Raw genomic sequence first — 26,152 nt, 5'->3', positions numbered from 1 at the left:
TACCCTCGATTTTTCCAACGCTCGCTTATGCCTCGCCGCAACGACCTCAGCAAGATTTTGTTAATTGGTTCTGGCCCGATTGTGATTGGTCAGGCTTGTGAGTTTGACTATTCGGGCACCCAAGCGTGCAAGGCTCTGCGAGAAGAAGGCTATGAAGTGGTGCTGATTAATTCCAATCCGGCCACCATCATGACTGATCCAGAAACGGCGGATCGCACCTACATTGAACCCCTCACCCCTGAGTTGGTGGCTCGGGTGATTGAGCGGGAAAAGCCAGATGCACTCTTGCCGACCATGGGCGGCCAGACTGCTCTAAATATTGCTGTTAGTCTTGCCAAGGAGGGTGTTCTAGCGGCCCACAATGTGGAGCTGATTGGAGCCAAGTTAGATGCCATTGAAATGGCTGAAGACCGCCGCCTATTTAAGGAGGCCATGGAACGGATTGGTGTGGGCATCTGTCCGTCTGGGTTGGCTGAGACCATGGATGAAGCTCAGGCAATTGCTCAAGAGATTGGTACTTACCCATTAATCATTCGACCTGCATTTACCTTGGGTGGGACCGGTGGGGGGATCGCCTACAACCAGGAAGAGTTTGAAACCATTGCCAAGTCCGGTTTAGATGCCAGCCCGGTATCACAAATTTTGATTGAGAAGTCGCTGTTGGGCTGGAAAGAGTATGAGCTGGAGGTCATGCGTGACCTGGCTGACAATGTCGTGATCATCTGCTCGATTGAGAATTTGGATCCCATGGGAATTCATACCGGAGACTCGATCACGGTAGCGCCTGCTCAAACCCTGACTGATAAGGAATATCAGCGGTTACGGGATGCATCTATCAAAATTATTCGTGAAATTGGTGTGGAAACGGGTGGTTCCAATATTCAGTTTGCTGTGAATCCAGATACGGGGGCTGTGATTGTTATTGAGATGAACCCCAGGGTGTCTCGTAGTTCTGCCCTTGCTTCTAAAGCTACGGGGTTTCCCATTGCAAAGTTTGCGGCCAAACTAGCGGTGGGCTACACCCTGAATGAAATTTCCAATGACATCACGAAGAAAACACCTGCTAGTTTTGAGCCCACCATTGACTATGTGGTAACTAAGATTCCCCGGTTTGCCTTTGAAAAGTTTCCTGGAAGTGCCCCCTTATTGACTACCCAGATGAAGTCGGTGGGAGAGGCGATGGCCATTGGCCGTACCTTTCAAGAATCGTTCCAGAAGGCTTTGCGCTCCTTGGAAACGGGGCGTGCTGGTTGGGGCTGCGATCGCAGCGAAAATCTTCCCACCATTTCCAAGGTGCGCTCCAGTTTGCGATCCCCTAATCCAGACCGCATCTTTGCGCTGCGCCATGCGTTGCAACTCGGGCTCAGCGCTCAGGATATCTATGAACTCACCGGCATCGATCCCTGGTTTATTGATAAATTACAGGACTTGCTGATCACTGAAAAATGGTTGAAGCGTACAGCCTTAGGGGCTATTACTGCCGAGCAAATGATGGCGGTGAAGCAGCAGGGCTTTAGCGATCGCCAAATTGCCTATGCCACCAAAACCGATGAAGATCAGGTGCGGGCAAACCGTAAGGCCTTGGGCGTGACACCGGTCTATAAAACGGTAGATACCTGTGCCGCAGAATTTGAGGCATACACTCCCTATTATTACTCCACCTATGAGGCTGAAAACGAGGTCAAACCTTCTGATCGGCGAAAGGTAATGATTTTGGGGGGTGGTCCCAACCGCATTGGCCAGGGTATTGAGTTTGACTACTGTTGTTGTCATGCCTCCTATGCGTTACAGGCCCATGATTTTGAGACAATCATGGTGAACTCTAACCCGGAGACGGTCTCCACTGACTACGACACCAGTGACCGGCTTTATTTTGAGCCCCTCACTAAGGAAGACGTGCTCAACATTATTGAGGCGGAGAACCCAGAAGGGGTCATTATTCAGTTTGGTGGCCAGACTCCCCTCAAGTTGGCTGTCCCTTTGCAAGCCTATTTGGGCAGTGCACCGGAGGTTGATGGTCAGCCGATCCAGACAAAGATTTGGGGTACGTCACCTGATTCTATCGATACGGCTGAAGACCGTGAACGGTTTGAGAAAATCCTTTGGGATTTGGAGATCACGCAGCCACCCAATGGCATTGCCCGTAGTTATCAGGAAGCCCTGGAGATTGCTCAAAAAATTAACTATCCAGTGGTTGTGCGCCCCAGCTACGTGTTAGGTGGTCGGGCTATGGAGGTGGTCTATTCCGACCAGGATCTAGAGCGCTATATGACGACAGCGGTACAGGTAGAACCGGACCATCCAATTTTGATCGATCGCTTTTTGGAAAATGCCATTGAGGTGGATGTGGATGCCATTTGCGATCGCACTGGTCAAGTTGTCATTGGTGGCATTATGGAGCACATTGAGCAAGCGGGTATCCATTCGGGTGACTCGGCTTGTTCATTACCGACCATCACCCTTAGTGATAACGCCCTGGGTATCATTCGTGATTGGACCGTCAAATTAGCTAAGGCCCTAAAAGTGATTGGCCTTATGAATATTCAATTTGCGGTTAAAGATGATGACGTTTATATCTTAGAGGCCAACCCAAGAGCTTCTCGTACAGTGCCGTTTGTTTCTAAAGCAACGGGTGTGCCCTTAGCTAAGACAGCGGTTCTCATTATGTCTGGACGAACCCTGACTGAGGTGGGGGTGATGACAGAAGTTATCCCCACCCATATTTCAGTAAAAGAGGCCGTACTACCCTTTAGTAAATTTCCGGGTACTGACACGCTGCTAGGGCCAGAAATGCGGTCTACCGGCGAAGTCATGGGGATTGACGTAGACTTCGGGCGTTCTTTTGCCAAAGCCGAACTAGCTGCTAGTCAGGCGCTGCCTTTGCAAGGGACAACCTTCATTTCTATGAACGATCGCGAGAAGGAAGCTGTGGTTCCCATTGCTAAGGAACTTGCAGAACTAGGTTTTCAACTGATGGCGACAGCTGGCACTCGGCGGGTACTACAGTCCCATGGATTAGATGTGAGATTGGTCTACAAAGTGCATGAGGGTCGGCCCCATGTGATTGATGCCATCAAAAACCAGGAAATTCAGCTGATTATCAACACGCCCACTGGGGCTACTGCCCAGGAAGATGATCGAATGATTCGTCGCACAGCCCTTGATTACAAGATCCCAACGATTACAACCCTGTCAGGTGCGCGAGCAACCATTGAAGCTATTCGTTCCTTGCAGCAACAAACGCTAGCGGTTAAAGCCTTGCAAGACTACCTTGTTTAGGCAGTCCTGTTTAGACAGCGCTTAACCCCGAATAAGAACTTGCCATGGGCTGATCCCCAGGGCGAAACATTTTATGGGTGAGGCCTTGTAATGCGTCTTATGGGTGAGGCCTTGTAATGCGTCGGTCAGCAAAGCGGCGTGGTTGAGTTCAACCACGCCGCTTTGTTACTATGCCAGTGACTAAGAGTCAGGCTTTGAGCTTCAATTGCTTGCCCTAGTCTCTATTATTATTGCGATTACTGCGATTGCGGCTCCAACGCTTTTGACGATGTTTTGCGATCGCCTTACGCTTAAGTTTTTCAGCAGGTGTCTCAAAGTAACGGTGCTTTTTCATATCCGAAAAAATACCGGCTTGCACAACCTTCCGTTTAAATCTTCGCAGTGCTGATTCAATACCTTCATCATCCCCAAGGATAACCTGGGCCATAGTATTCTCCTTTAACGACAAAAATGGGGCAGACCAACTGCCCCATGATAGACCAGGGTTGTGTGCAAAACACGTAACCCAAAGTTAGGCAGACTTTTTAATTTAGAAGCGACCGCCACCACCGCCGCCACGCTGTTCACGGGGACGAGCCTTATTAACCCGCAGGTCTCTGCCCATCCACTCTGCACCATCTAAAGCCTCAATTGCAGAGGCTTCTTCGTCTTCCGAAGACATTTCTACGAAGGCAAAACCACGAGGGCGACCAGTTTCACGATCTGTGGGTAGATGGACACGCTGGACTGTTCCATACTCGGCGAAGACGGCATTAATGTCCTCCTGAGTAGCATCATAGGACAGATTTCCAACATAAATGGACATAGAGAATCTCCTAGGTTAAGTATGCAACGAGTTATACGGAGATCCCTCTAGTAATCAAATCGAAGTCGAGATTGAACTGGTCGAGTTGAACTGTGAGCGTATCGTACCGAAAACTGATTGTTACCCAATATAGCAACGCATTGCCATAGAACTCTAGCATACCTTGCCAATTGCTGATTTCAATTCTTAAGAATTGATTTTGGGCCTGGCTTCAAAGGGGTACACCTTACTAATAAATAAGGGTTAGCGCTGACTACATGCCCGCAGGATAGCTTTGTCTATTAGGAATCAAAATATGTGTCTAATTGAGTCTTCAGGTCATCTAATGAACTGGATAACAAGTTAAAGACTGATAGCTGTTTAGGGTAGTAATTATCAACGAGATTTTGAATTGTTTCATCTTCAGAAGGCATGACTCCGCTAATGGTGTTAGCTACGGCATCTGCCAATCGGCCACTGCCGGCAATAATCGTTACGTGTCTGCCCAACTCAAGGTTCAGCCTCAAATCTTGAAGCGATACTTGACCGCCGTTAATCAATAAGGTCATAGATGGAAAATGTCCCGCTAAAACCGACGAGAACCTGGCTAACCAGCGGGATTCACTCCCCCAATTTTCACCGGGTACTAGGAAGAAATGGGTGTGATGGGGCTCCAGTTCGACTGGAGGATAGTTGGAATCATCTGGGGGCGGAGGTGGAGTTGTGCCGACTGGAAAAATGACTCTGTTTAAGGGTGCAACGCCAATTAGATTAAATTGGCCACTAACATAGTGGCGTGCCTGGCCCATCATATGGATAACGCCAGCATCGGTGCCGCCGTCCAATACAGTAATCCCGATTCGTTCTGACAGAGTTGCTAAGGTGTCATTGAAAAATTGAAGCAGCTTTGCCTGACTCTCAGCCGTCATGTTACTGGCACCGCCGATGACTAGCAATGTCGGTCTTGGGCCTGCTAATCCTACAAGCGATAAAGCTTTTTCGTAACCAGTGTCGTCTGCCACCTTGAGTATTTTCGCAAGCTGCCCATTGGAAAACGTATGTTCAACGAGTTCGTCAGCTGAAGTTCTGGGCATTTTGTATATCTCTTATCAAAGGTGGCCAGATGGCCTGTGCTTCTAACCCAATTACATCCCCAAAATACCCCCATCCTGTAAAAATTGTGCAATTTGATCTTATAGAATGACCTGATTTTTAGGTATACGAGCAAAGTATATGCGTAAAATCGCGGATCTTGAAACTGCAATGAGCTCTGAGTAGACCCGATGCTTCTATTTAATTGGGGTGAGTTCTGGTTACAGTTGGAACTGTATTTTTTAGCAGCAAAAAACTCAAGATCGACCTGCTACGCCATCTATGCTAATTGAGCACGGGCCCGCTCAACATATTTCGAGAATACATCCCAGCCATGGTAACCGCCATTCACTAGCTTACGAACACGACGCCAGTCGCCTTCGCGAGCAGCTGTAGCCACGCCACGCTCTTTAAAGTAGCAAGCGAGTACCTGGGCGGATATTTCGGGATCCATGGCTAAATCGGGATTGCCCTCTAGGTCTACACCTAGTTTTTTGCCGTAGGTGCTGTAGTTGGCGCGCCCGGTTAGTTGGATATAGCCACGGCCATGATATTTAATGCCATCACCAGGATTAACGTTACCGAGGTCTGCACGTTCTTCATAGCGTTTCCAGTAGCTCTCGCCTCCCCACTCGTGGACTGGTTTGAATCCGCCGGTTTCAATGCGGATAGTGGCTAGCAAACCAATGAGTACGGAGTTGTCGTAAATATCGTACTTTTTCATGGCAGCCAAGATCCCGGGCAGATAAACTTTACAGTCTTCCAACGGGCATTCCAAAATCTGGGAAACTTCATCCGGTGTGGTGAGTTGAGGTCCACTGACCACCGCAGTTCCACCAGAACCGCCATTGGTCTGACTTTCCACAACGCTGTTTTGTTCAGTTAAAATTGTTTTTAGAGCCTGAAAGTCAACAGTCTCTTCCCATTCCAGTGCATTTTGACCTAAAGGCGGTAGATTACTGGTGGAGGTAATGGTCTTGCTGGATGATTGTCGGGCGGGACGTCGACCAGACGTTTTGTTTGAGGAGGACAGCAGGGACTGGACGCCAGTCATTGGTTCAGCAGGACTGCTTTCTTCAAAAGTTTCTCCTTCGGAAGATGATGGCATTTGGATATCCAACAATGATCCTGAATAACCGCCATCTTCTAGACCCTGTGGCTGACTGCTGACCTGTTGCTCAGCTAAGCGAACTTTTTCTAATTCCAGTTTCTGAGCTCGCTCTTCTAACTCCTGATTGAGACGCATTAGTGCTTTCTCGGCATTGTTAACAGCCTCGTCAGCGTCTTGCTTCTCCTCATCTTGCTTCTCCTCTAAACGAGCAACGAATCCCTCTACATCTTTCTGGATATAGGACTCAACCCGTTGGGCAAATATTTTATAGGCGTCTGAATGTACTTTATATTTGCGATAAGGGCCAGCTAGCTGCATAAACTGCCAGCCCTCGATCTTCATGCTTTCTGCTGTACTACGATAATTACGATACTTGTCACCGTGCCCAAAAAACTCTTCCACAGCAGCAGAAATGGCTACTGCTTGACTAACAAAAAAGGCAGTTGTAGCAACTCCCACCTGAAGATCATCATTATTACTTCTAAAACCCACCATGGCTGGGACAAGTACACCCCCAATAATGGTGATCATGCGGAGCCTGAAGTGTTGGTTACGCTCTTTAGTGGCACGTCCTTCTAGCCACATAACCTGATCTAACCAGCGATTTTTGAGAAACTCCTTACGTAGGTCTGAAATCTCAAGCTTATCTATCAATCCACCCAGGGTTTGCTTGAGATAATCATTGTAAGCATTTTTCTTGGCCATTTTATTTGATTAGATGCGATTTGAGATAGATGCGGTTTTGAAGGCGAAATTATTAATTCAAACAGCGCTCTCTAGAGGCTCTTGAATTATGTGGAATCGGGTCAGGAGATATTTGCACTATCGGAGGGGGAATGCCACTCCGATAGTGCAAATATCTGAAAAGCCTCAAAATTTTGACAATCGTGGAACTAGCGTGGTGTAGACCAACTGCTATTGGATTGTCTAGGACAGAACGCAACTCAAAGGGTACACGGTTTAGCTTTATAAGCTAGCTTCCTAATTTATAAAAATTAACTTACGAAAATTTATCTCGTTTATTTTCCCAGAGCACCATCGCTAAAGTATAAATTCGTTTATTTAGTGATTATTTGAGATGATATAAAATCTTTATAAATGTTACCTGTTTAAGTGTCTTGGTTTGATGTGTGCAGAATAGTGTTTAAGTTATTTGCCTGTAAGGGATTAAACGAACCTTAGAATGAGCTCCTGAAAGGGAAATTGCTGATATTAACTTGCTTTTTGCTGTCAGTATATTCCGCAGACTTGATTTGACTTCTCTTACGATTGGCTGTCTATCTCTGTTGTTTCATCTACTAGCTCTATGGATTTGACTCTGAAAAAACTTGAGGCAGAGTATAGGTCAGCGTTTGAGCGTTGTGCGCTTCAGTCGGATGTGGAGCCTACGGTTAGGGGGATTGTGGGCCGTATGGTGCAGTTGCGATCGCACTATGAAGTCGTTGAAAAAGCTACGGGTGTGCCCTGGTGGTTTGTGGGGATCTTGCACTACAGCGAATGGAACTTTCGCGAGCCAGCGCAGTTTGAACGCCAGATGATTGATGTCCTGATCTCTAAGAAATTTCATCAGGCCAAGACCCGTACCCTGGGTGCACTTTTGTGGGGATTTGACCTCTGGAACGGATTCCGTGGTGGTGTAGGCAAAGAGTCTACCTGGGTATGGGGGGGGACCAATATCCTTGATAAAAAAACATCACGTGTCGGTGCTGCAGCCATTATGCGCTATATGCAATCGCAGCAACTGCTGGATATGGGAGATCCTCAAGGATCAACTGAGATGCTGGTGCTGGCTGACACCCTATTTAAGGTGAGTCCAGAGCAAGGATTTAAGTTGTCTGACAATGACAAGATCTTGGTGAGTGCGGGTACCCGCTTGCAGTTGCTGAGTGATGAGCCTGATCAAGGAAATCACGTTAAAGTCCGCATCCCGGATGGGGTACTTATGGGGCAGAATGATCGCGTTGATTGGTTCGTATTTGCCCAGCATATTCAGTTAGAAGGCACAGAACCCAATAACAAACCGCAAGATCCACCTGTTGAACCTGAAACAAAAATTGCCGAAAGAGATCGCGGGCGATCGATCACTGTCCCCAAGCTAGGCAAGGTTTATCTTGGTGATCCCATTTTGACCAATGGTCACTTTAGTTGGGCCGAAGCCACTAAGAATGGTAATCGTATCCCTGTGGACGAGGACGTGGTCAACGGTATTCTCAAAATTGCTGAGGCCATGGAAGAAGTGCGGGACTATTTGGGAGGACGTCCCATTACCGTGAACTCTTGGTATCGAGATCCGGCTTCAAATCGTAAAGCTGGTGGAGCAAGCCGTTCGCGCCATCTATCAGGCGATGCCGTGGACTTTGTGGTGCAGGGGATCTCTCCGCCAGAGGTCAACCGAAAGCTAGAACCCTGGTGGCGAGACCGTGGAGGGTTAGCGAGTGCCTCGGTGTTTACTCATCTTGATGCACGAGGGTATCGTGCCCGCTGGAACTATGGCTTCTAAGCTGTTTTTAGGCTAGCAGTCCATGTCTGGATTGCAGTCTGGGCCTAAACTGATTATATGATGCATTACCCCTGGGGCTTGGTATAGTGTCTTAGCCATAGGGGAGATGTAAAGCTGATACTGGGAATCTCATGGCGCTACCATCTTCTTCTCTGCAAGACGTCTTTATTTCCTATGGCAGGGCAGACAGTCGGTTATTTGCAAGGCAAATTAATGATCGTCTGGTGGAGGCGGGGTTAGAGGTTTGGTTTGACTTTGATGACATTCCCTTAGGTGTGGACTATCAAAATCAGATCAATGACGGTATTGAGAAGGCGGATAATTTTCTCTTTATTATTTCTCCTCACTCCGTTAATTCTCCTTACTGTGCCAAAGAAATTGAGCTGGCTTTGGCATGCAATAAGCGAATTATTCCGCTGCTACATGTGGAGGAAATTGGCTATGAAACCTGGCAACAGCGTAACCCTGATGCCAATATCAGCGGTTGGCAGGCCATTCAAGAAAAGGGGGTGCACAGTAGTTTTCCAAACATGCATCCTGCAATTAGCAAAATTAACTGGGTGTACTTTCGTGAGGGCATTGATGACTTTGAGACCGGCATGGCTGGTTTGCAAGCTATCTTGACCCGTCAACAGCCCTATGTCCATCAACATACTCAGCTGTTGGTTCGTGCCCTTGATTGGCAGCGCCAACAGCGGCAGTCTCGCTACTTGCTAACTGATGAAACGATATTAGCTGAGGCACAAGCATGGTTAGATACCCGCTTTAAAGATGAGCAACCCCCGTGCACTCCCACCGATTTGCACTGTGAGTTTATTACGGAGAGTCTGAAGTTAGCGAATGATCAGATGACTCAGATTTTCATATCTTATAGCGAAGAAGATATGGAGATTCAGGAGAAGGTGCGTAAGCGCTTGATGCGTGAGGGGTTTGCAGTCTGGATTAATACCGTTGATATTCCAACAGCTGAAGACTTTCAAGTGGCGATTAATCGAGGTATTGAGAAGGCTGACAATATTGTTCTGTTGCTTTCTCCCAATTCTTTGACCTCAAAGTATTGTCAACAGGAGTTGGCCCATGGCCGCCGCTACCACAAGCGGATTATCCCGCTGCTGGTGCAGTCCATGGATGTGGCAACACTGCCTACTGATCTGCGGATGCTGCAGTTTATTGATTTCTCGTCGCTAGCGTCCGATATTCACTTTGACCGGGCAGTGGATGAACTCATCCGTACCCTGCGAACGGCGGCAGACTATGTAGAACAACATAAACGGCTATTGGTTAAGGCCCTGGCTTGGGAGCGACAAAAGCGCGATCGCAAGTTTTTGCTCAGGTCTGGGGATTTTGCCATGGCCCAAGCCTGGCTGTCGGAACCTGGTCCCCCTGGCAGCTCTCCCACCGATTTGCACATCGCTTATATCCAGGCGAGTCAAGGCATTAATCAATTCTACGATGCCTTTATTTCCTATGGTCGAGTGGATAGTAAGGCCTTTGCTACGGACTTGTGGCAGCGGCTGAATGACCAGGGGTTCCAAGTCTGGTTTGACCAAAATGATATTCCCCTAGGCGTAGACTTTCAGGAGCAAATCAACGACGGCATTGAAAAAAGCCACAATTTTATTTTTATCATTTCCCCCCACTCCGTTCACTCTCCTTACTGTGCCAAAGAAATTTCTCTGGCCTTGAAATATAACAAGCGGATTATTCCTATTTTGCAGGTGGAAGAGATTAGCTATGCTACCTGGAAAGACCGTAACCCTGCAGGCAGTGAAGAACAGTGGCAGGCGTATAAATCTACAGGCAAGCATTCCAGCTTTCCCAACATGCATCCTCAAATTGGAAAGATTAACTGGATCTATGCCCGTGACGGTATAGATGACCTCACCGCTGCAATTGACGGCCTTGTGGGACTGTGCCATCGCCATGAAGACTATGTACATCAGCACACTGAGCTTTTGATTAGTGCTCTCGCCTGGGAACGGCATCAAAATCAGGTCTCTTATCTATTGATGGGAGAAGATCGTTTAAGGGCTCAAAACTGGTTACTAACGGAGTTTTCGGCTGAGCAGCCTCCCTGTAGGCCCAGTTTATCCCAGGCAACGTTTATTACCGAGAGTATTAAAGCCGCCGATGGCGGCATGACCCAAGTATTTCTCTCCTATGCCCAAGAAGATTTAACCTCCAAGGAGCTGATACGTTATAACTTGCTCCAGGCAGGCGTCACTATCTGGACCGACACAGTGGATATCCACATGGGGGAAGATTTTGAGGCTGCTATCCAGCGTGGAATTGAGGAAGCTGATAATATCGTCTATCTGATATCCCAAGCATCCCTGGCGTCGGAATATTGTCAGATGGAGATTGACCAGGCGTTGGATCTCAATAAGCGTGTGATTCCCATCTTGGTGGAAGAGATTAATGTCAGTCTGTTGCCCGATAAAATTCGTAAGATTCAGTTTGTTAACTTAACGGACAACCAGACGGCGGTTGATTTAGAGGAGGATGTGGCAGAGCTGTTACGCACGATTCGTCAGGATGCCCGATATTTTAATCAACACAAGCGACTTTTAGTACGAGCGCTTAAGTGGGAACGCCAGAAGCAAAATCCTAGTTTGTTGTTGCAGCACCGGATGCAAGACACGTTCTTAGCCTGGGCGCAAACGGCTAAAGATCGAGTGGTTGGTGGCGTGCTGCCGCTGCAGTTGGCATTTTTAGAAGCTAGCCAACTGCAATCCCCTGATCAAACCCTGGGGGTATTTTTTATTCACCACATTGATGATGTGGACTTTTCCCAGCGGCTAAATGAAACCCTATTAATTCAAGGTAAGAGTTCTTGGCTCTCTCCAGAAGGGGCAGCAGGGGAGATGGAGCACTGGGACGATACTCAGCAGCTGATGGACAATGCTGAAAATGTTTTGTTTATGTTGTCGCCGAGTTCAGTGCGCTGTGAGGCTTGTTTAACTCAGTTGAGCTATGCACAGTCACAACAAAAGCGGATTTTGCCAGTTATCTATCGGGATGTGGTCAAGTCCACTGTGCCAGATGGTCTGGAGTCGATACCTTGGAGTGATTTTCGACGGCATGGTGGAGATTTCTTAGTGAATTTTGGCGAGTTGTTTCGAACGTTGGAAAGTGAGCCTTTTCATGTGCGATCGCACACTCGACTCCTGGTTAAAGCAGCAGAATGGGATGCGGCGCAGAAAGATGACAGCTTCTTGCTGCGAGGCAATGATTTGGCCGATTCTGTAAGCTGGCTACAGCAAGCAACCGATAAAACACCGCCGGTTACGGCACTGCAAAAGGCCTATATCGAGGCGAGCCAGGCCTTGCCATTTAAGAAAATTAAGACCCGCTCCGTGGCGTTGACGACGGTGGTCAGTGCCTTAGCTGTTTCTGTTATAAGACTATTTGGTGGGCTTCAACTTCTAGAAACTCGCGCCTACGACCAGTTTCTACGGTGGCGACCCAATGAGACTGAACAGGATGAACGACTGCTAATTGTTAAGGTGGATGCCCCCAGCGGCGAGTGGCTACGGGAACAAATGATTGATGGGCAGTATGAACCTGGTATTGGCACAATTCCTGAGAATGCGCTTTCAGAAGCAATTCGGGTGCTCAATAGCCATGATGCCCGTTTGATCGGTCTGGACTTTTTCCGTGATTTTCCAGCGCAGGGAGATCTCGCCAATGATCTGGCTTGGGTCGATAATCTGTTTGGTATTTGTCAGACAGCCAGCGATCAAGTGAGTGATATTGGTAACGAGATGCCTGAGGCACGGGTTGGGTTTGCCAACTTTCTACAAGATGGAGGCAAAATTGTTCGCCGTCAGTTTCTATTTCATTGGGTTGGCGATGATAGCCCTTGTGTTTCAGAAGAATCTTTTACTCTGTTATTGGCTAAGACCTATCTTGACGCTGAGGGTATCGCCTCTGAAGTTATTATAGGCAGTGATCAATGGGGAGAGTATATTGATTCGGTTGTTGTAGGAGATATAGTTCTGCCTAATCTTAGTAGTGGAAATGGCACTGCATATCATACTGATACTGGACAGCAAACATGGCAGAATTGGGGAGGACGGGAGTGGAGTGATCTGGGTGGAGCACAAACTCTCCTCAATTTTTGGACCTATGAGGATCCAGACACTCAAGAGAGGTTTGGGGCGCGGATTAAGGACTTTGCTCAGCAGGTTTCGCTTGAAGCTGTGATTAAAAATGAGGTAGATCCTGGGCTAATCCGCGATCGGATCGTACTGATTGGCTACACGGATTTTAGCGATCGCAACTCCGATGATTTCAATACTCCCTATGGCGATTCAGTTCCCGGAGTTTACCTGCACGGCCAGATGATCTCTCAGCTGATCAATGCCGTTTTAGAGGACCGCCCCCTGATGCGCTGGTGGTCATTTGTTGAGGAGGCGGGTTGGATCCTGCTTTGGTCTGGCATGGGCGGTGTGGTCTTTTGGCGATTTGTCAAACCTGTGCCAGTGTTGATAGCGGCTGTTAGCTCGGTCGGGGTCTTGACGTTAGCTTGCTATGGTTTCATGGCAGGTTTCGTGATCTGGGTACCTTGGGTACCAGCACTAGTTGGCTGGGGTCTTACCGGCAGCGTAGTGGGCTATATGACCTATCGCTTACGTAAAGGGTAATTACTATGTTTAAAGACATATTGCGAAGCTTAGACATCAGGCAGCCCAAAATCATTGGCCGGAAATTGTCTAGCTTTTTCGCAGTTCGATATCAACGTCTGAACCATAATTTCAAGTCATACCGTTATCCACTACTTGCCCTAACAATTGTTTTAGGCATAGGGGTAGTTGAACCGGCGCTCAACCCACCTGTAGCGGATGCCTGTTTTTTTTGGCAGGCCTGTGCCCGACGACGGGGGACTGCTTCCAATACTCGGGCCGGGGGCAAACGCACTGGACGTATCCTTGGCGGTAATGATGCTTCTGTTCCCTATGTGATCTCACCGCGTAATGCCTGGATTCAAGAGCCAGGTCCAACTCAGCCTTACACGATCCGTTGGAATCCTGTGGAGGGAACCAGGCGCTATACCGTGAGGATTTGGCGTTGGACATTTGAGCGAGATCAGCCTGAGCTTGCCCTGTGGCAGGAGACCACCCTGGACAACACTCCGAGTCTGGATTTTCCTCAATACGTGTCTCTAGAACCCGGACACTATTACTCTATTGAGGTGGTGACGGATCAAGGAGTATCGTCTGATCTAGACGAGGGCTACTACGAGTCAGGGTTTCAGCTGATATTTGAAGAGGATTATGAGGAATTGCGATCGCAACTCACTGATGTCACTACCATTACGCCTGCGGACTCCACATCTGACAATAGAGAACTCCTTGAAGAAGCCGCATTAGCCAGGGCAGGTATTTTCTTTTTAGAAGAGATGTACGCAGATGCGCTGACTATTTTGCAATCGTTGGCGGATAGCCCTGAAGCCTCTGATTTGGTATACACCGCCCTGGGCGACACCTACAGCAAAAGTGGTCTCAATCAGCTGGCCATAGAGTCTTATCAACGTGCATTAACCCTGGCTGCGGCGAATGCTGATCGTCTCAGTGAAGCCACGACTCGCGTTAATTTAGCTAATGTTTATGCCACCTTAGGCTTATTCGACGATGCCCTGGAGCAGTTATATCAGGCCCGTGATGCCTATGAACAGCTCAATGAATCAACAGAAATTGCTAGATTAGACCGTCGCATTAATGTCATCTCTACTCTTTTAACAAGACAACGTGAGGAATCACATACCCCTTGAGGCTAGTTAACAAACCTATTTTGGGCTGCATGTATTAGAGAGACAAATCTTTAATCATCTTAGTAAGTGATGGCAGGAGCGCTGCGGGTGTTTATAGTGGAACTTGGGTTCATCCCCAGCAGGAATGGCCAAACTTAATTTTTTTGGAGTCGTTATTGAGACCTAATCAGCAACGGCTTGTTTGGTTATCCCTAGCGAGGTTTTCTACTCATACCCTGTTATGGTCCGTCTATTCAACCGCCATCATACTGCTGCGTTTTTAATCACGTTAGTAGGGTCTACCGCATTGACGACGACTGCTCAGGCCCAGTCCATTACCCCAGCAGATCCAGCCACTACGGTGCAGCAAGCGGGTAATCAATATCAAATTGATGGGGGCAATTTATCTGGCGATAATACGATACTGTTCCATAGCTTTGATCAGTTTGGTCTACTTACCGGGGAAGCTGCACAGTTTAGCAATCCAGCTGTTGTTGAAAACATTATTGGTCGAGTTATCGGTGGTGATTCGTCTATCATTGACGGATTGTTGTCCGTTGGTGGAGACGCCAATCTTTATTTAGTCAATCCAGCGGGTGTTCTTTTTGGAGAGAATGCTCAGCTTAATTTAGGCGGCTCATTCTCAGCGTCAACCGCCACTGGATTGGCCTTTGGTTCTGAGGTGTTTGACGCCCTAGGCACCAATGATTTTAATCTCTTTAGTGGTGCACCCACTGGCTATGTATTTGCCAATGAGGTGGCTAGTGCAGTTGTTAATACAGGTAACCTCGCCGTTACGGCTGGACAGTCCCTGACCTTATTAGGTGGGCAGGTCATTAATACAGGACAGCTGTCGGCCCCCAATGGAGAAATTTTGGTGATGGCGGTGCCTGGAGAAAATCGGGTACGTTTAAGTCAAACGGGATCGCTTCTAGGCTTGGAATTGGAAACATTACCTGAGACAGGGGAGCCGCCAGGCGTTGATTTTGCAATTGCAACAATCCCTGCTTTGCTTACTGGTGCGGCGGACTTGGGTATGGCAACCGATATCACAGTAAACCCTGATGGTACGGTAAGTTTATCGGGCTCTTCATTACAGACTCCTGTGGAGGCGGGCACAGCCCTTGTCAGTGGCCAGCTAGAAGCAGATAACGGCGGCAATATCGGGATTCTGGGTGAGCAGATTGCGCTTGTGGATGCCTCTGTGGACGCTTCAGGAGAGACGGGTGGCGGCACAGTTCTCATTGGTGGCGATCAGTTAGGGCAGGGCAGTGTTCCGAATGCAACCACCACATTCATTGATGAGACTTCTGTTGTTAGGGCCGATGCGCGAGACAATGGTGACGGTGGAAAGATTGTTGCTTGGGGCACGAATCTTTTGCGGATAGCTGGCCAGTTATTTGCTCGTGGTGGCAATAATGGCGGAGATGGCGGCTTTATTGAAACCAGTGGTTTGACCCTGTTGGATATTCGCACCACACCAGATATTACGGCGGCGAACGGTGCAGGTGGCTTGTGGTTATTGGATCCGGCTAATATTCGTATTGTAGATGGGACTGGTGCGACTAATGTGAGCCCTACCAATCCCTTTGAAGTTGGGGCTCTAACCACTGATGCCACATTAGGTGTAGAGCTGATTGAAAGCGCTCTTGCCGAAGGGGGAAATATTGAAGTCCGCACTACCGGTGATACACCAGGGGAAGGCAACATTATTTTGGAAGTGCCTCTGGATTATGACAATGCTGATGCTGACAGTAGCTTACGTTTGATCGCTGAAGGTGAGATCCAAATTTTAGCTGATATTACCGATGGTCAAGCGACTAGACCTGAGATCCGCATTGGCCCTGATGAAGTACCCGAGACTTTTGAAGTGCCTGATCCCAATGATTTAGATCTCACTCTTGAGGCTAATGAACAGATTACGGTTGACGGTGATATCAGTCTTGGTGATGGGACGCTAATTATTGAATCGTTTCAAGGTGATATTAATGTCACGGGTAATCTCATTACATCGTCTGGAGATGTGGATATCCAAGCTTCAGAAGGCTCCGTCACCATATCTACACCGATTCAAACAGCACAGGCTCGATTAACTGAATCGGTAGAATTCCTGACATCGCCTCTAGGAGGGGGAGATATAACGATTCAAGCTGATGGTGCTGTTAATATAAACAACATTGTCACGAGTGCTATTAGTGCCGGTGGTGACATTTTTATTGAATCACAAACATCTATCCAAGTTGGTGAGATTGATACAAGTACCTTGAATGGTAGTGAAATAGCTCAATTGGCAGGCAACGTTGACCTGATTGCGGACAGCGATATTGTTTTTAGTTCGATTGATGCTAGCAGTGCTACTGCCGAAGGTGGAGAGGTCAATATCGAATCATTTGACGGCTTTGTTCGAGGTATCGGAGTTTTGTTGCCTTCGTCCACCACAATTTTGACAGAGGGCGGCAACACTAATGGCAATATTACCATTTCCCATAATGGCGGTAGTACGGAAACCCCCTTTATTATTGGTGGTGGTAGCGCAGTCAATGGTACTGAAGGCGATATTACGACAGGAACGTTGACTCTCTCTGATGTGGTGATAGAGGAACCATTTGATGGAGGTGAGGACATTGGCAATATTAAAATTCTGACAGAAATTGCGCCGTCACCGCCACCGCCGCCGCCAGAAGAAGAGCCAGAAGAGCCAGACAATGTTACTGACCCATTGGTGGATGAGGATGTGCGTTCCAATCCTTTACCAGTGGATGTGGGGCAATCTGGCACCTCCACAGTGGAGCAACAATTTGCACAACTTGAAGACCGCCTCACCTCTGAGTTTAATGACTATCTGCAACTGGATTTAGATCCGTCGACAGAAACAGTAGAGTTGGTCAATGCTCAACGTCAGCTGTTGACAATACAACAGCAAACGGGTAGGCGACCAGCGTTGGTTTATGCCGTTTTTGGTCTGGATGGAGAGACTGATGAAGCGGGCAACGTCCTAACGATTCCCGATCCATCAGCTCCCCTGGAACTGTTTTTGATTACGGCAGAGGGAGACCCAGTGTTTATTGCCCTGGATGTCACACGTCAGGAGATTCTGACGATGGCCCAGCGCTTGCGCCGTCAGGTGTCCATACCGACCCGTGCTGGTCGAAGGGATACTAGCTATCTCAGGTCTGCCCAGCAACTTTACCAATGGCTGATTGCGCCTATGCAAACTCACCTAGAGGCACAAAATATTGACACGCTCAGTTTTGTGACCGATGCAGGGCTGCGTTCTTTGCCATTAGCTACCCTGCATGATGGTGAAAATTTCATTATCCAAAATTACAACATTGGGCTGATGCCGAGTCTGAGCCTGACGGACTTGACCTATCAGGACATTAGTAATGTCAGTGCGCTGATAGCTGGAACGTCTACGTTTGTCGATCAGGCGGCTTTGCCAGGGGTGCCGGTGGAGTTAGATGCGATCGCATCTGAATGGACGAGTAAGGTCTTAGAAGGTAGTGCCTTTAGCGTCAACCAGCTGAAGGGGGAACGCCAGCAAAGTCCCTATGGCATTATTCACCTAGCCACCCATGGCGAATTTAACGTAGGAGACTTATCCAAGTCCTATCTTTACCTTTACAACGAACGGTTGAGCTTAGACCAAATGCGTACCCTGGGCCTCAATCAGCCCCCGGTGGAACTGCTGACCCTGAGTGCCTGTCAAACTGCTTTAGGCAATCGTTCTGCTGAGCTTGGGTTTGCCGGTTTTGCGGTACTGGCCGGTGCTAAAACCTCCATTGCCAGTTTGTGGAATGTGAGTGATGCGGCTTCAGCAGCCCTGATGATTGAATTTTATCGGCAATTGCAAGAAAGCCAGCCCATCATTAAGGCAGATGCCCTGCGTCAGGCGCAGCTAGCCATGATCCGTGGTGATATTTTCGTGGATGGTGATCAGCTCAAGGGCCTGGGTGAGGCCCAAAAACTACCCGTTGAGCTAGTGATTGAAGGTCAGCGGGACTTTAGCCACCCCTACTATTGGGCTGCATTTAGTCTAGTAGGGAGCCCCTGGTAAAGCATTGTGGGTATACAAGGGGTCTGAGCCCACATATAGTAAGTATAGGTATACGAGCAAGGCGTTTCTTTATATGTGTTAACTCACCTTAGAGATTCGCCAAACAGGGTTTCATTTACTTGTAAACAAGCTATTAATGTAAAAAACAGCACCTGCGTATAGACAATATACGGTTATGGCGCATCAGCACATCTACCACCTGTTGCTGATTGGGTGAAATCTTGAATAATTCTTGAAATTCCATGTCATCAGCTACATTTGCTTTACAGGATGCATTTATCTCCTATGGCAGAGCCGATAGCAAAATATTTGCAAGCAAGTTAAATAACTGTCTCGTACAGCAGGGGCTAGAAGTCTGGTTTGATTTTGACGACATTCCCTTGGGAGTGGACTATCAAAATCAGATTGACGATGGCATTGAGCGCAGCCAAAACTTTCTATTTGTAATTGCCCCCCATTCGGTCAATTCACCTTACTGCCGTCTAGAAGTTGAGCACGCGTTGCGGTTGGGGAAGCGCATCATTCCCCTACTCCATGTGGAAAGCATTGATCGCGATACCTGGCAGTCGCGCCATCCCAACGGTACAGAGGCCGATTGGCAAGACTATCAGGCAAAGGGGCTGCACTCTAGCTTCCCTAACATGCACCCAATTATCAGCAAAATTAACTGGGTATACTTCCGAGAGGGCATTGATGATTTTCAAACATCGTTCCAGGGCCTGCTCGATATTTTTGAACGACAGCAGGACTATGTGCACCAACATACTACACTGCTGGCTCAATCCTTAGCCTGGCAGCGCCATCAAAGGCAATCACAATACCTGTTAATTGGGCAAAACCGGCAGCAGGCCGAACGTTGGCTAAGGCAAAAATTCAACGCAGAACAACAGGCCCCCTGTGAACCCACAGCGTTGCACTGTGAATTTATTACAGAAAGCATCAAAAATGCCAACGGTCTAATGACCGATGTTTTCCTCTCCTATTCTGAGCAAGATCGGGAGTTAATGGATAGACTACGGTTGGCCTTAATGCGAGAAGGGTTTACCACCTGGATTAACCGCACTGATATTCGAGTAGGGGGTGACTTCCAGACGGAAATTAATAAAGGCATTGAAGAGGCCAGCTACATGGTCTATTTGATGTCTCCCAAGTCCCTTGAGTCTAAATATTGCCAGCAAGAACTGGACTATGCTCGCAAATTAAATAAGAAAATAATTCCGCTAAGGATGCGTGAGTTTGATCTAAACCTGATGGCTGACGATTTGCGGGCCATTCAATTTATTAATTTTGTCAACGAAAATGATATTGATGGCAGTGCCTATGGGAGAGACATCGCTAAACTGGTCAAGCAGTTGCAGGAGAATGGCGACTATTATCAGCGGCACAAACAGCTACTGGTAAAGGCCCTTAAGTGGCAGCGTAATGAGCAGAATAAAAGCCTATTACTGCGGAACCATAGCTTACGTCATGCAGAGGCCTGGCTTAAGGTTGCCCGTAAACATGGCCAGCAAGGACTACTACCGCTGCAAGAAGAGTTTATTAAAGAGAGTTTACAACAACCTCCCAATCAATCCATTGATGTCTTTATTTCTTACTCCAGAGCAGATGCTGACTTTGCCCGTGAGCTAAATGAAGAGCTCCAGGTCCATGGTAAAACCACCTGGTTTGATCAAGAGAGTATTGTGGCTGGTGCTGCTAACTATAAAGAAGAGATTTTCAATGGCATTGAAGGTGCCGATCACTTTCTGTTTATTATTTCTCCTCGTTCGATTCAGTCTCCCTACTGTGCTGATGAAGTCGACTATGCCCGGAGTTTAAATAAACGTATGTTGACGGTGCTACATGAGCGTGTCAATACTAAGGAGTTGCATCCTGCCCTGGAAGCCATACAGTGGATTGATTTCTACAGTAAAAAGAAAGATTTTAAGACAAACCTGAGTACATTGCTGCGGGCATTAGAAACGGATCCAGTCTATACACGCTTTCATACGCGCTTGTTGGTACAGGCTCTAGACTGGGATCAGCAAGATCGTGATGAGAGTCTTTTGCTTAGGGGTAAAGCCCGTCGGGAAACAGAGACTTGGCTATTAGAGGCTGAGGGGAAAACACCGCAGCCGACCCGGCTACAGCAAGATTTTGTGACGGCCTCGGCGTCTGAAGAGATTCGTCGGCAGCGTTCTGCAATTCGCTTGCAGCAAATTGGTATGGGGGTAATTGGTTGTATTTCTTTGGTTGCGATCGCACTTGGTATAATCGCCAATCAAGCAAGACTAGAAGCTAAAAGAAACCAGCAAGAAGCCCTGGCACAGCGAGCGCGGGCCGAAGCACAACAAACAATAGCTGAAGACAAAACGGTATTGGCCCAGACCGAAACCTCATTAGCCCTGTTCGCCTCCCATCAGCCCTTTGAGGCACTTCTAGAGGCGACACTGGCGGGCATTGCCATTAAAAATAATGAACGAACGCATTCCGATAGCGCCCTGGTGGTCACCACGCTACAGCAAGCTGTCTTTTGGGTGCAGGAACGTAATCGATTAGAGGGCCACGATGGCATCATCTGGGATACCGCCGTTAGCAACGATGGTCAAATGATTGCCTCCGCCAGTGCCGATGGCACCGCTCGTGTTTGGGGCATCAATGGCAATCAGTTAGCAGAAATTAAAGTGGATGATACCCAGGTGCTCAGTGTGGCCTTTAGCCCCGATGGAGAACGATTGGCCATGGGTCTAGAAAATAGCCAGATTCAGATTCGACAACTAGGCGCACAAAATGAGTTGTTAACCACTCTGGAAGGCCATACTGGACCGATCACATCCGTGGCATTTGCAACCGATGGACGCACATTAGCATCGGCCAGTGAAGATAAAAGTGTCCGGCTTTGGCAACAAGACGGCATGCCCCTTAAAGAGCTCACCCAGCACATCGCAGCGGTTCGGGTGGTTAAGTTTAGCCCCGATGGCAAATTACTCGCATCAGGGGCAGATGACCGTAGCATTCGTCTGTATACCCCCGATGGTAAACCACTTAAAACCTTGCGGGGCCATAATGCTGAAGTTAAAGGACTGGCCTTTAGCCCGGATAGTCAAACCCTGGCATCAGCTAGTTGGGATGAAACCATCCGTCTGTGGAGTGCAACCGGACAACCCATTCGAGAAATCCGGGGTCACAATGCCCTGGTATACGATGTGAGCTTTAGCCCGGATGGAAAGTTTCTAGCCTCTGGCAGCTGGGATAAAACGGTTAGAACTTGGACGTTGGCTGGGGAGCCGGTTGCCACCGTATTTGGCCACAGTGCTCAGATCCACAGAGTCCATTTTAATGAGGATGGCTTGCTAGTGTCAGCCGGTGGCGATCGCACCATTCGCCTATGGGAATTAGATAGACCCCTGATTACCTCCCTACGGGATCACCAGGCCAATGTCTACAGCGTTGTCTTTTCCCCTGATGATCAAGTGATTGCATCGGCGGGGGCTGACAATAATATTCGATTATGGAACCGTAAAGGTGAGCCAATCAAGACCTTGTCTGGCCATGACTCTGTAATTTGGGAGTTAAGCTACAGTCCAGACGGAGAAATTCTGGCATCGGCGAGCTCAGACTACACCGCTAAGCTGTGGGACCGCAATGGTAAATTACTAACCACTTTAGAAGGACACAAAGGACCTGTTTATGCGGTCACCTTTAGCCCCGATGGTCAGTTTATTGCCACAGGAGCGGCGGATCGTTCGGTATACATTTGGCGACGGGACGGCACCTTGGTCACCAAGATTGTTGATTTTCCCAAGGATGTATTGAGCATCGCCTTTAGTGACGACAATAAAACCCTGGCCACCTCTGGCTGGGCACACTTTGTCAACCTGTGGAACCTGGATGGAAAATTGGGAGAGAACGCGGACAATGGCAAAGTCTACGAAATCATTTATGATCCCGACAACAAAATTAATGCCACAGACAGATTTGAGGGACAGGTGCCCAGGCGCATAGAAGGGCATAAGGGATGGGTGCATAAAGTCGCCTATAGCCCCGATGGTAAAACTATCGCCACCGCCAGTGCGGATGGTACAGCAAAGCTTTGGAGCACAGATGGAAAATTGCTCAACACCCTGGAAGGGCATAAAGATGGCGTTGTATCGATTCAATTTAGCCATGATGAACAGAATGACTTGATTGCCACTGGTAGCTATGATCATACGGTAAAGCTATGGTCGTTATCTAAAGGGGAATTGGTTACCACTCTGCGAGGACACCAAGATCGGGTAACCAACCTGAGCATGAGTCGAGATAAAACGCTAATCGCCACTGTAGGAGAAGACGATCGATTATTGTTGTGGGATTTAGATTTAGATATTAGTGGGGGTAAAACCCAGCTGTTGGATAAAATGCTGAACCAAAGCTGTAATTGGCTAGAGGGCTATTTAGAGACCCATGACGAGGCTCCTGAAGAGATTCAGAAGTACTGTCGTCAGGCATCGTAGATCAGGAGAGTGTATTGATTTTTGTGTAAGCGATCTATCATCCATATACATCAAGAGATCGCTCCATGGCCCGTAAGAAAGAGAACCCAATCGTGTCTCCGATTAAAAATTGGCGAGCTGCTTTGTCGCATTTTGCTATCCTGTTCCCAGAACGCTTTTATCTCTAAACAAACCGCGTTTATACAAAATTCAGATCACTCTCCTATTAACCTTAATCAATACCTCCTATTTGAGAGGCGAGAGGCGAATGGGAACGCATCGTTTTAGTTCTTGCATCAGGCGATGGGCCTGGTAATCATAAAGGGACAGCTGTAGCGTATTGGGGAGAGTTTTCATCAGTTGGCGACACTTGTCTAGCTGCACATTGGATAGCTTTGCTAGCAGGCTACCGGCTTCTGACAGCATGGTGGGATTTAGGGGGGAATCTACTTCTAACAGCCACTGACGGGGGGGGGTCATTTCTCCTCGTTCTATACGGCGTAATCCATTGATGGAGGAGAGTACATACAGCTTATCTCCGAGATGCACTCGTAAATCATCCGAGGGCATTGGATAGTCTTGATACTGTTTACTAGGCTGACGCTGACGCAACAAGATCGGAACAACACCATAGCCATAGGCAATCTCTGCCAAGGGTTTGCCATTAAGGGTATCGCCATACTCGATGGCATATTCCGTAATCAGAATCGTCTGTTGATTAAGCCTAAACAGACCTAAAATATTTTCTCCAAAGGCAGCCCCGGCAAAGGCTTCTGCCGATAGGGCATAGACTGAAAACGAGCGGGCCTGGGGTAAAAACGCTTTAATATTATCGCTAAATAACTGGCTCAGGGTACGAATGACCGGTGTAAACGGTCGTTTCTCATTTTCTAGAGCTTCTGCTGCCAGTAGTGCCACCTCAAGGTTGAGGACCGGATCATCAGTGACCGCGATGACGCTCCGGGCTGTGGACAGATGGGCCTCTTGCAGCTGTTGCAGCATGGGTCCCTCTAGTAGGGGAATTTGATTACGCAAAGCCGGGCTGTCTAAATGATGGGTGATGGCCACTAGAGGCTGGCGTAGATCCTGCAAAATGCGGACCACTCGTTTGCCCACCCGTCCCAGCCCGACCACAATGACATGGTTTTTCTTAGGTACTTTGGGGCGACGCTGTAGAAATTCAAAGCGAGAACTGAGTAGCTGGTCTGCCAATAAACCCAAAACACCGATCACCATCAATAAACTGACTGTGGCAATGAGCAGACAGGTCAGTAGCACCCACCCTTGGGCACCGCTGTCTTCAAAGCCGCCGAAGACATCGCCATAGCCACCGAGAATAAGAATGGCTCCTAAGACAATGGCTTTGGTAAAGCTGATGGTGGGAATGTTGAAATATAGCAGCAGAGTGCCCGTAGTCCAGAGAACTAGGGCGGTGGTGAGTGCGATCGCAACCACTCGACGCAACGATTGCTGATTGGCACTGTGCCAAAACCCCCACAGTCGCCTTCGCCATTCACCATCGATCACATCCCCAATGCCCTGGCGTAACTTTGACCATGGCCCTGACCGTGTAGGCATATGCTCAATCTGGCTGTGGGTGAGGGTTTTTACCTCCACATACGCAACCTGGTCGCCAGCCTGTACCCGCACATGGGGCTGCCAACGATGAAACATGGATGATGCTGTGGTTGCCCAACCAATGGGCTGATGGGGATTGCTAAAGGGCTTTAAATTTAGCAGTCGCACTTGCTGTCGATGGAGCCGATGCACTGGCATATTGCAATATTGCGGGTCCCTGGCGGTAATCTGCCGCTCCACCACCCGAAACTGAAACGTATCAATATTAAAGACACTGAGGGTATTGTCCTCTAACCCAGCCAGGGCAAAGGTCATGGCTGGCAGTTCCGTCGCATCCAAGGCAACGAACCGACCCAGCTGACGATTGAGTAACTGATTGAGGCCATGGCGGGACGAACGCACAATAATGTGGACTTGGGGATTTAATCGTCGTACTGCGATCGCTGTTTGTACGTTGGTGCTTTCATCGCTTGTGACAATTAAGATGGCACGGCATTGCTCAATGCCAGCTTCCTGTAGCACATGGTCGCGGCGACAGTCTCCCACAATCGGTGCCTGGCTGAGCATATCCGGTAGGTTCTCCACTTCCCACTCTGTCACCGGAGCCCGATCAATGCCGGCGATTTGGACCTCAAAGGAATCAAAACTAAACTTGGTCAAATTCAGAATAATCTGCTGACCTAAGCTGCCCAAGCCACACACAATAAAGTGATCTTTGTGGACCTCCGCCGAAGGCGACAAATCGGGGATGTAGGTTCTGGGGCTGAGCTCGCCGTTATCACCGACCATGAACTAAGCAAGATGCGTATAAGGTTCCGTTATTATGAACCACCGTGAGGATACTAGCGTGATTCTGATACGGTGATTTTAGATATCCTAGTGCTGGTCTGATGACTGTTTCTGAAAACCCCTTACCTCCAGGCTTACAACGCGAAATTCGAGCAGAGCGTAAATTTAGTCTAGGTGAAGCCATTGGTCGCGAGGGAGGCTCGTTTCTCAAGGGCAGCCAGGCGATGGTACCGCGCCCTTTACGAGCGCTAGCGGCCATTAATGAATGTATTGAACAATGCTTAAACGATCCAGACGGGGCATTGCAGCCTTGTTTGCAGCGTTGGGTTAAAACCGATGTGAGAGTGGGTAAATACTTAGATACTCCGCTGGTGGCACTGCAAGTAATTGTGACTGATATTGTTGAGCAGCCCCAGATACTATATGAGTTTTCTCGCCAAGTGGCGGTGGAGTGGGGACAGATAAATGGAGAGCGCCCTTCTTTTCAGCAACCAGGTTTAAAGGCGCATTCAGAAGCTGTCTATTCCCATGAGAGTATTCAAGGAATTTTAGCTAACTTACTCTATAAGTTGCCTATGCCCCAAGCCGACTAAATTTCAGAGCAGAAAATCACTTCACAAAAATGCCTATGGCAGGTATCATATTGCCTTCTAGTACTCAAAATTCAAGTTGAGCGCTACATATAGTGCTTATAGTGCTTAATCTAAAATCCTGTTAGCTACGTCACTCAGGTTTGCCTGACGCTGCTGATATGGT

12 protein-coding genes are annotated in these 26,152 nt (G+C 48.2%); 7 read left to right on the top strand and 5 right to left on the bottom strand.

Features of this window, described 5'->3' with window-relative positions; translation table 11 throughout:
- Window positions 1-27 precede the first annotated feature (27 nt).
- Window positions 28-3,279: a carbamoyl-phosphate synthase large subunit gene (gene carB, locus SPB21_RS14530; protein WP_163702765.1), complete on the top strand. Its 3,252-nt coding sequence runs from the start codon at window positions 28-30 to the stop codon at window positions 3,277-3,279.
- Between the two features lie 214 nt (window positions 3,280-3,493).
- On the opposite strand, the gene rpsU is transcribed toward carB, so the two are convergent.
- The 4 genes from rpsU to SPB21_RS14510 form a co-directional block, all read right to left on the bottom strand.
- Complete coding sequence (gene rpsU / locus SPB21_RS14525) at window positions 3,494-3,706, bottom strand: 30S ribosomal protein S21 (RefSeq protein ID WP_006515070.1); 213 nt, start codon at window positions 3,704-3,706, stop codon at window positions 3,494-3,496.
- Between the two features lie 102 nt (window positions 3,707-3,808).
- A complete protein-coding gene (rbp, locus tag SPB21_RS14520) occupies window positions 3,809-4,084 on the bottom strand; it encodes an RNA-binding regulator (RefSeq protein WP_163660851.1) in 276 nt (91 codons plus the stop codon).
- A gap of 281 nt (window positions 4,085-4,365) precedes the next feature.
- Window positions 4,366-5,157 carry a TRP family putative cation channel gene (locus SPB21_RS14515; protein ID WP_163660853.1) on the bottom strand — a complete coding sequence of 264 codons (792 nt, stop codon included), beginning with the start codon at window positions 5,155-5,157 and terminating at the stop codon, window positions 4,366-4,368.
- A 278-nt stretch (window positions 5,158-5,435) separates the two neighbouring features.
- Complete coding sequence (locus tag SPB21_RS14510) at window positions 5,436-6,971, bottom strand: DUF4231 domain-containing protein (RefSeq protein ID WP_163660855.1); 1,536 nt, start codon at window positions 6,969-6,971, stop codon at window positions 5,436-5,438.
- Between the two features lie 601 nt (window positions 6,972-7,572).
- Here SPB21_RS14510 and SPB21_RS14505 point away from each other — a divergent pair.
- From SPB21_RS14505 to SPB21_RS14485, 5 genes are all read left to right on the top strand, one after another.
- The gene (locus tag SPB21_RS14505) at window positions 7,573-8,766 is read left to right on the top strand and encodes a D-Ala-D-Ala carboxypeptidase family metallohydrolase (protein WP_499866997.1); all 1,194 of its coding nucleotides are present in this window, start codon (window positions 7,573-7,575) and stop codon (window positions 8,764-8,766) included.
- 131 nt (window positions 8,767-8,897) lie between these two features.
- Entirely contained in the window at window positions 8,898-13,412 is a 4,515-nt protein-coding gene (locus SPB21_RS14500; protein WP_499866995.1) for a TIR domain-containing protein, read from the top strand.
- A 5-nt stretch (window positions 13,413-13,417) separates the two neighbouring features.
- Complete coding sequence (locus SPB21_RS14495; RefSeq protein ID WP_499866994.1) at window positions 13,418-14,539, top strand: tetratricopeptide repeat protein; 1,122 nt, start codon at window positions 13,418-13,420, stop codon at window positions 14,537-14,539.
- Window positions 14,540-14,759: 220 nt separating this feature from the next.
- Entirely contained in the window at window positions 14,760-18,575 is a 3,816-nt protein-coding gene (locus SPB21_RS14490) for a CHAT domain-containing protein (protein WP_163702760.1), read from the top strand.
- Between the two features lie 242 nt (window positions 18,576-18,817).
- Window positions 18,818-23,050, top strand: coding sequence for a toll/interleukin-1 receptor domain-containing protein (locus SPB21_RS14485; protein ID WP_499866992.1), 4,233 nt, complete (start codon window positions 18,818-18,820; stop codon window positions 23,048-23,050).
- 225 nt (window positions 23,051-23,275) lie between these two features.
- Here the strand turns inward: SPB21_RS14485 and SPB21_RS14480 are convergent, their stop codons facing one another.
- Window positions 23,276-25,396 (bottom strand): potassium channel family protein, encoded by a 2,121-nt coding sequence (locus SPB21_RS14480; RefSeq protein ID WP_490793545.1) that lies wholly within the window; start codon window positions 25,394-25,396, stop codon window positions 23,276-23,278.
- Between the two features lie 101 nt (window positions 25,397-25,497).
- Between SPB21_RS14480 and SPB21_RS14475 the strand changes: the two genes are divergently transcribed.
- Window positions 25,498-25,989: a hypothetical protein gene (locus SPB21_RS14475; protein WP_163660868.1), complete on the top strand. Its 492-nt coding sequence runs from the start codon at window positions 25,498-25,500 to the stop codon at window positions 25,987-25,989.
- Window positions 25,990-26,152: the final 163 nt, after the last annotated feature.

The sequence above is a fragment of the Leptothoe sp. ISB3NOV94-8A genome, assembly GCF_043421595.1.
GTDB classification, from domain to species: Bacteria; Cyanobacteriota; Cyanobacteriia; order Phormidesmidales; family Phormidesmidaceae; genus Leptothoe; species Leptothoe turfae.
Note: the sequence above shows the minus strand (reverse complement) of the source record. Positions and strands in the feature narration are given on the sequence as shown.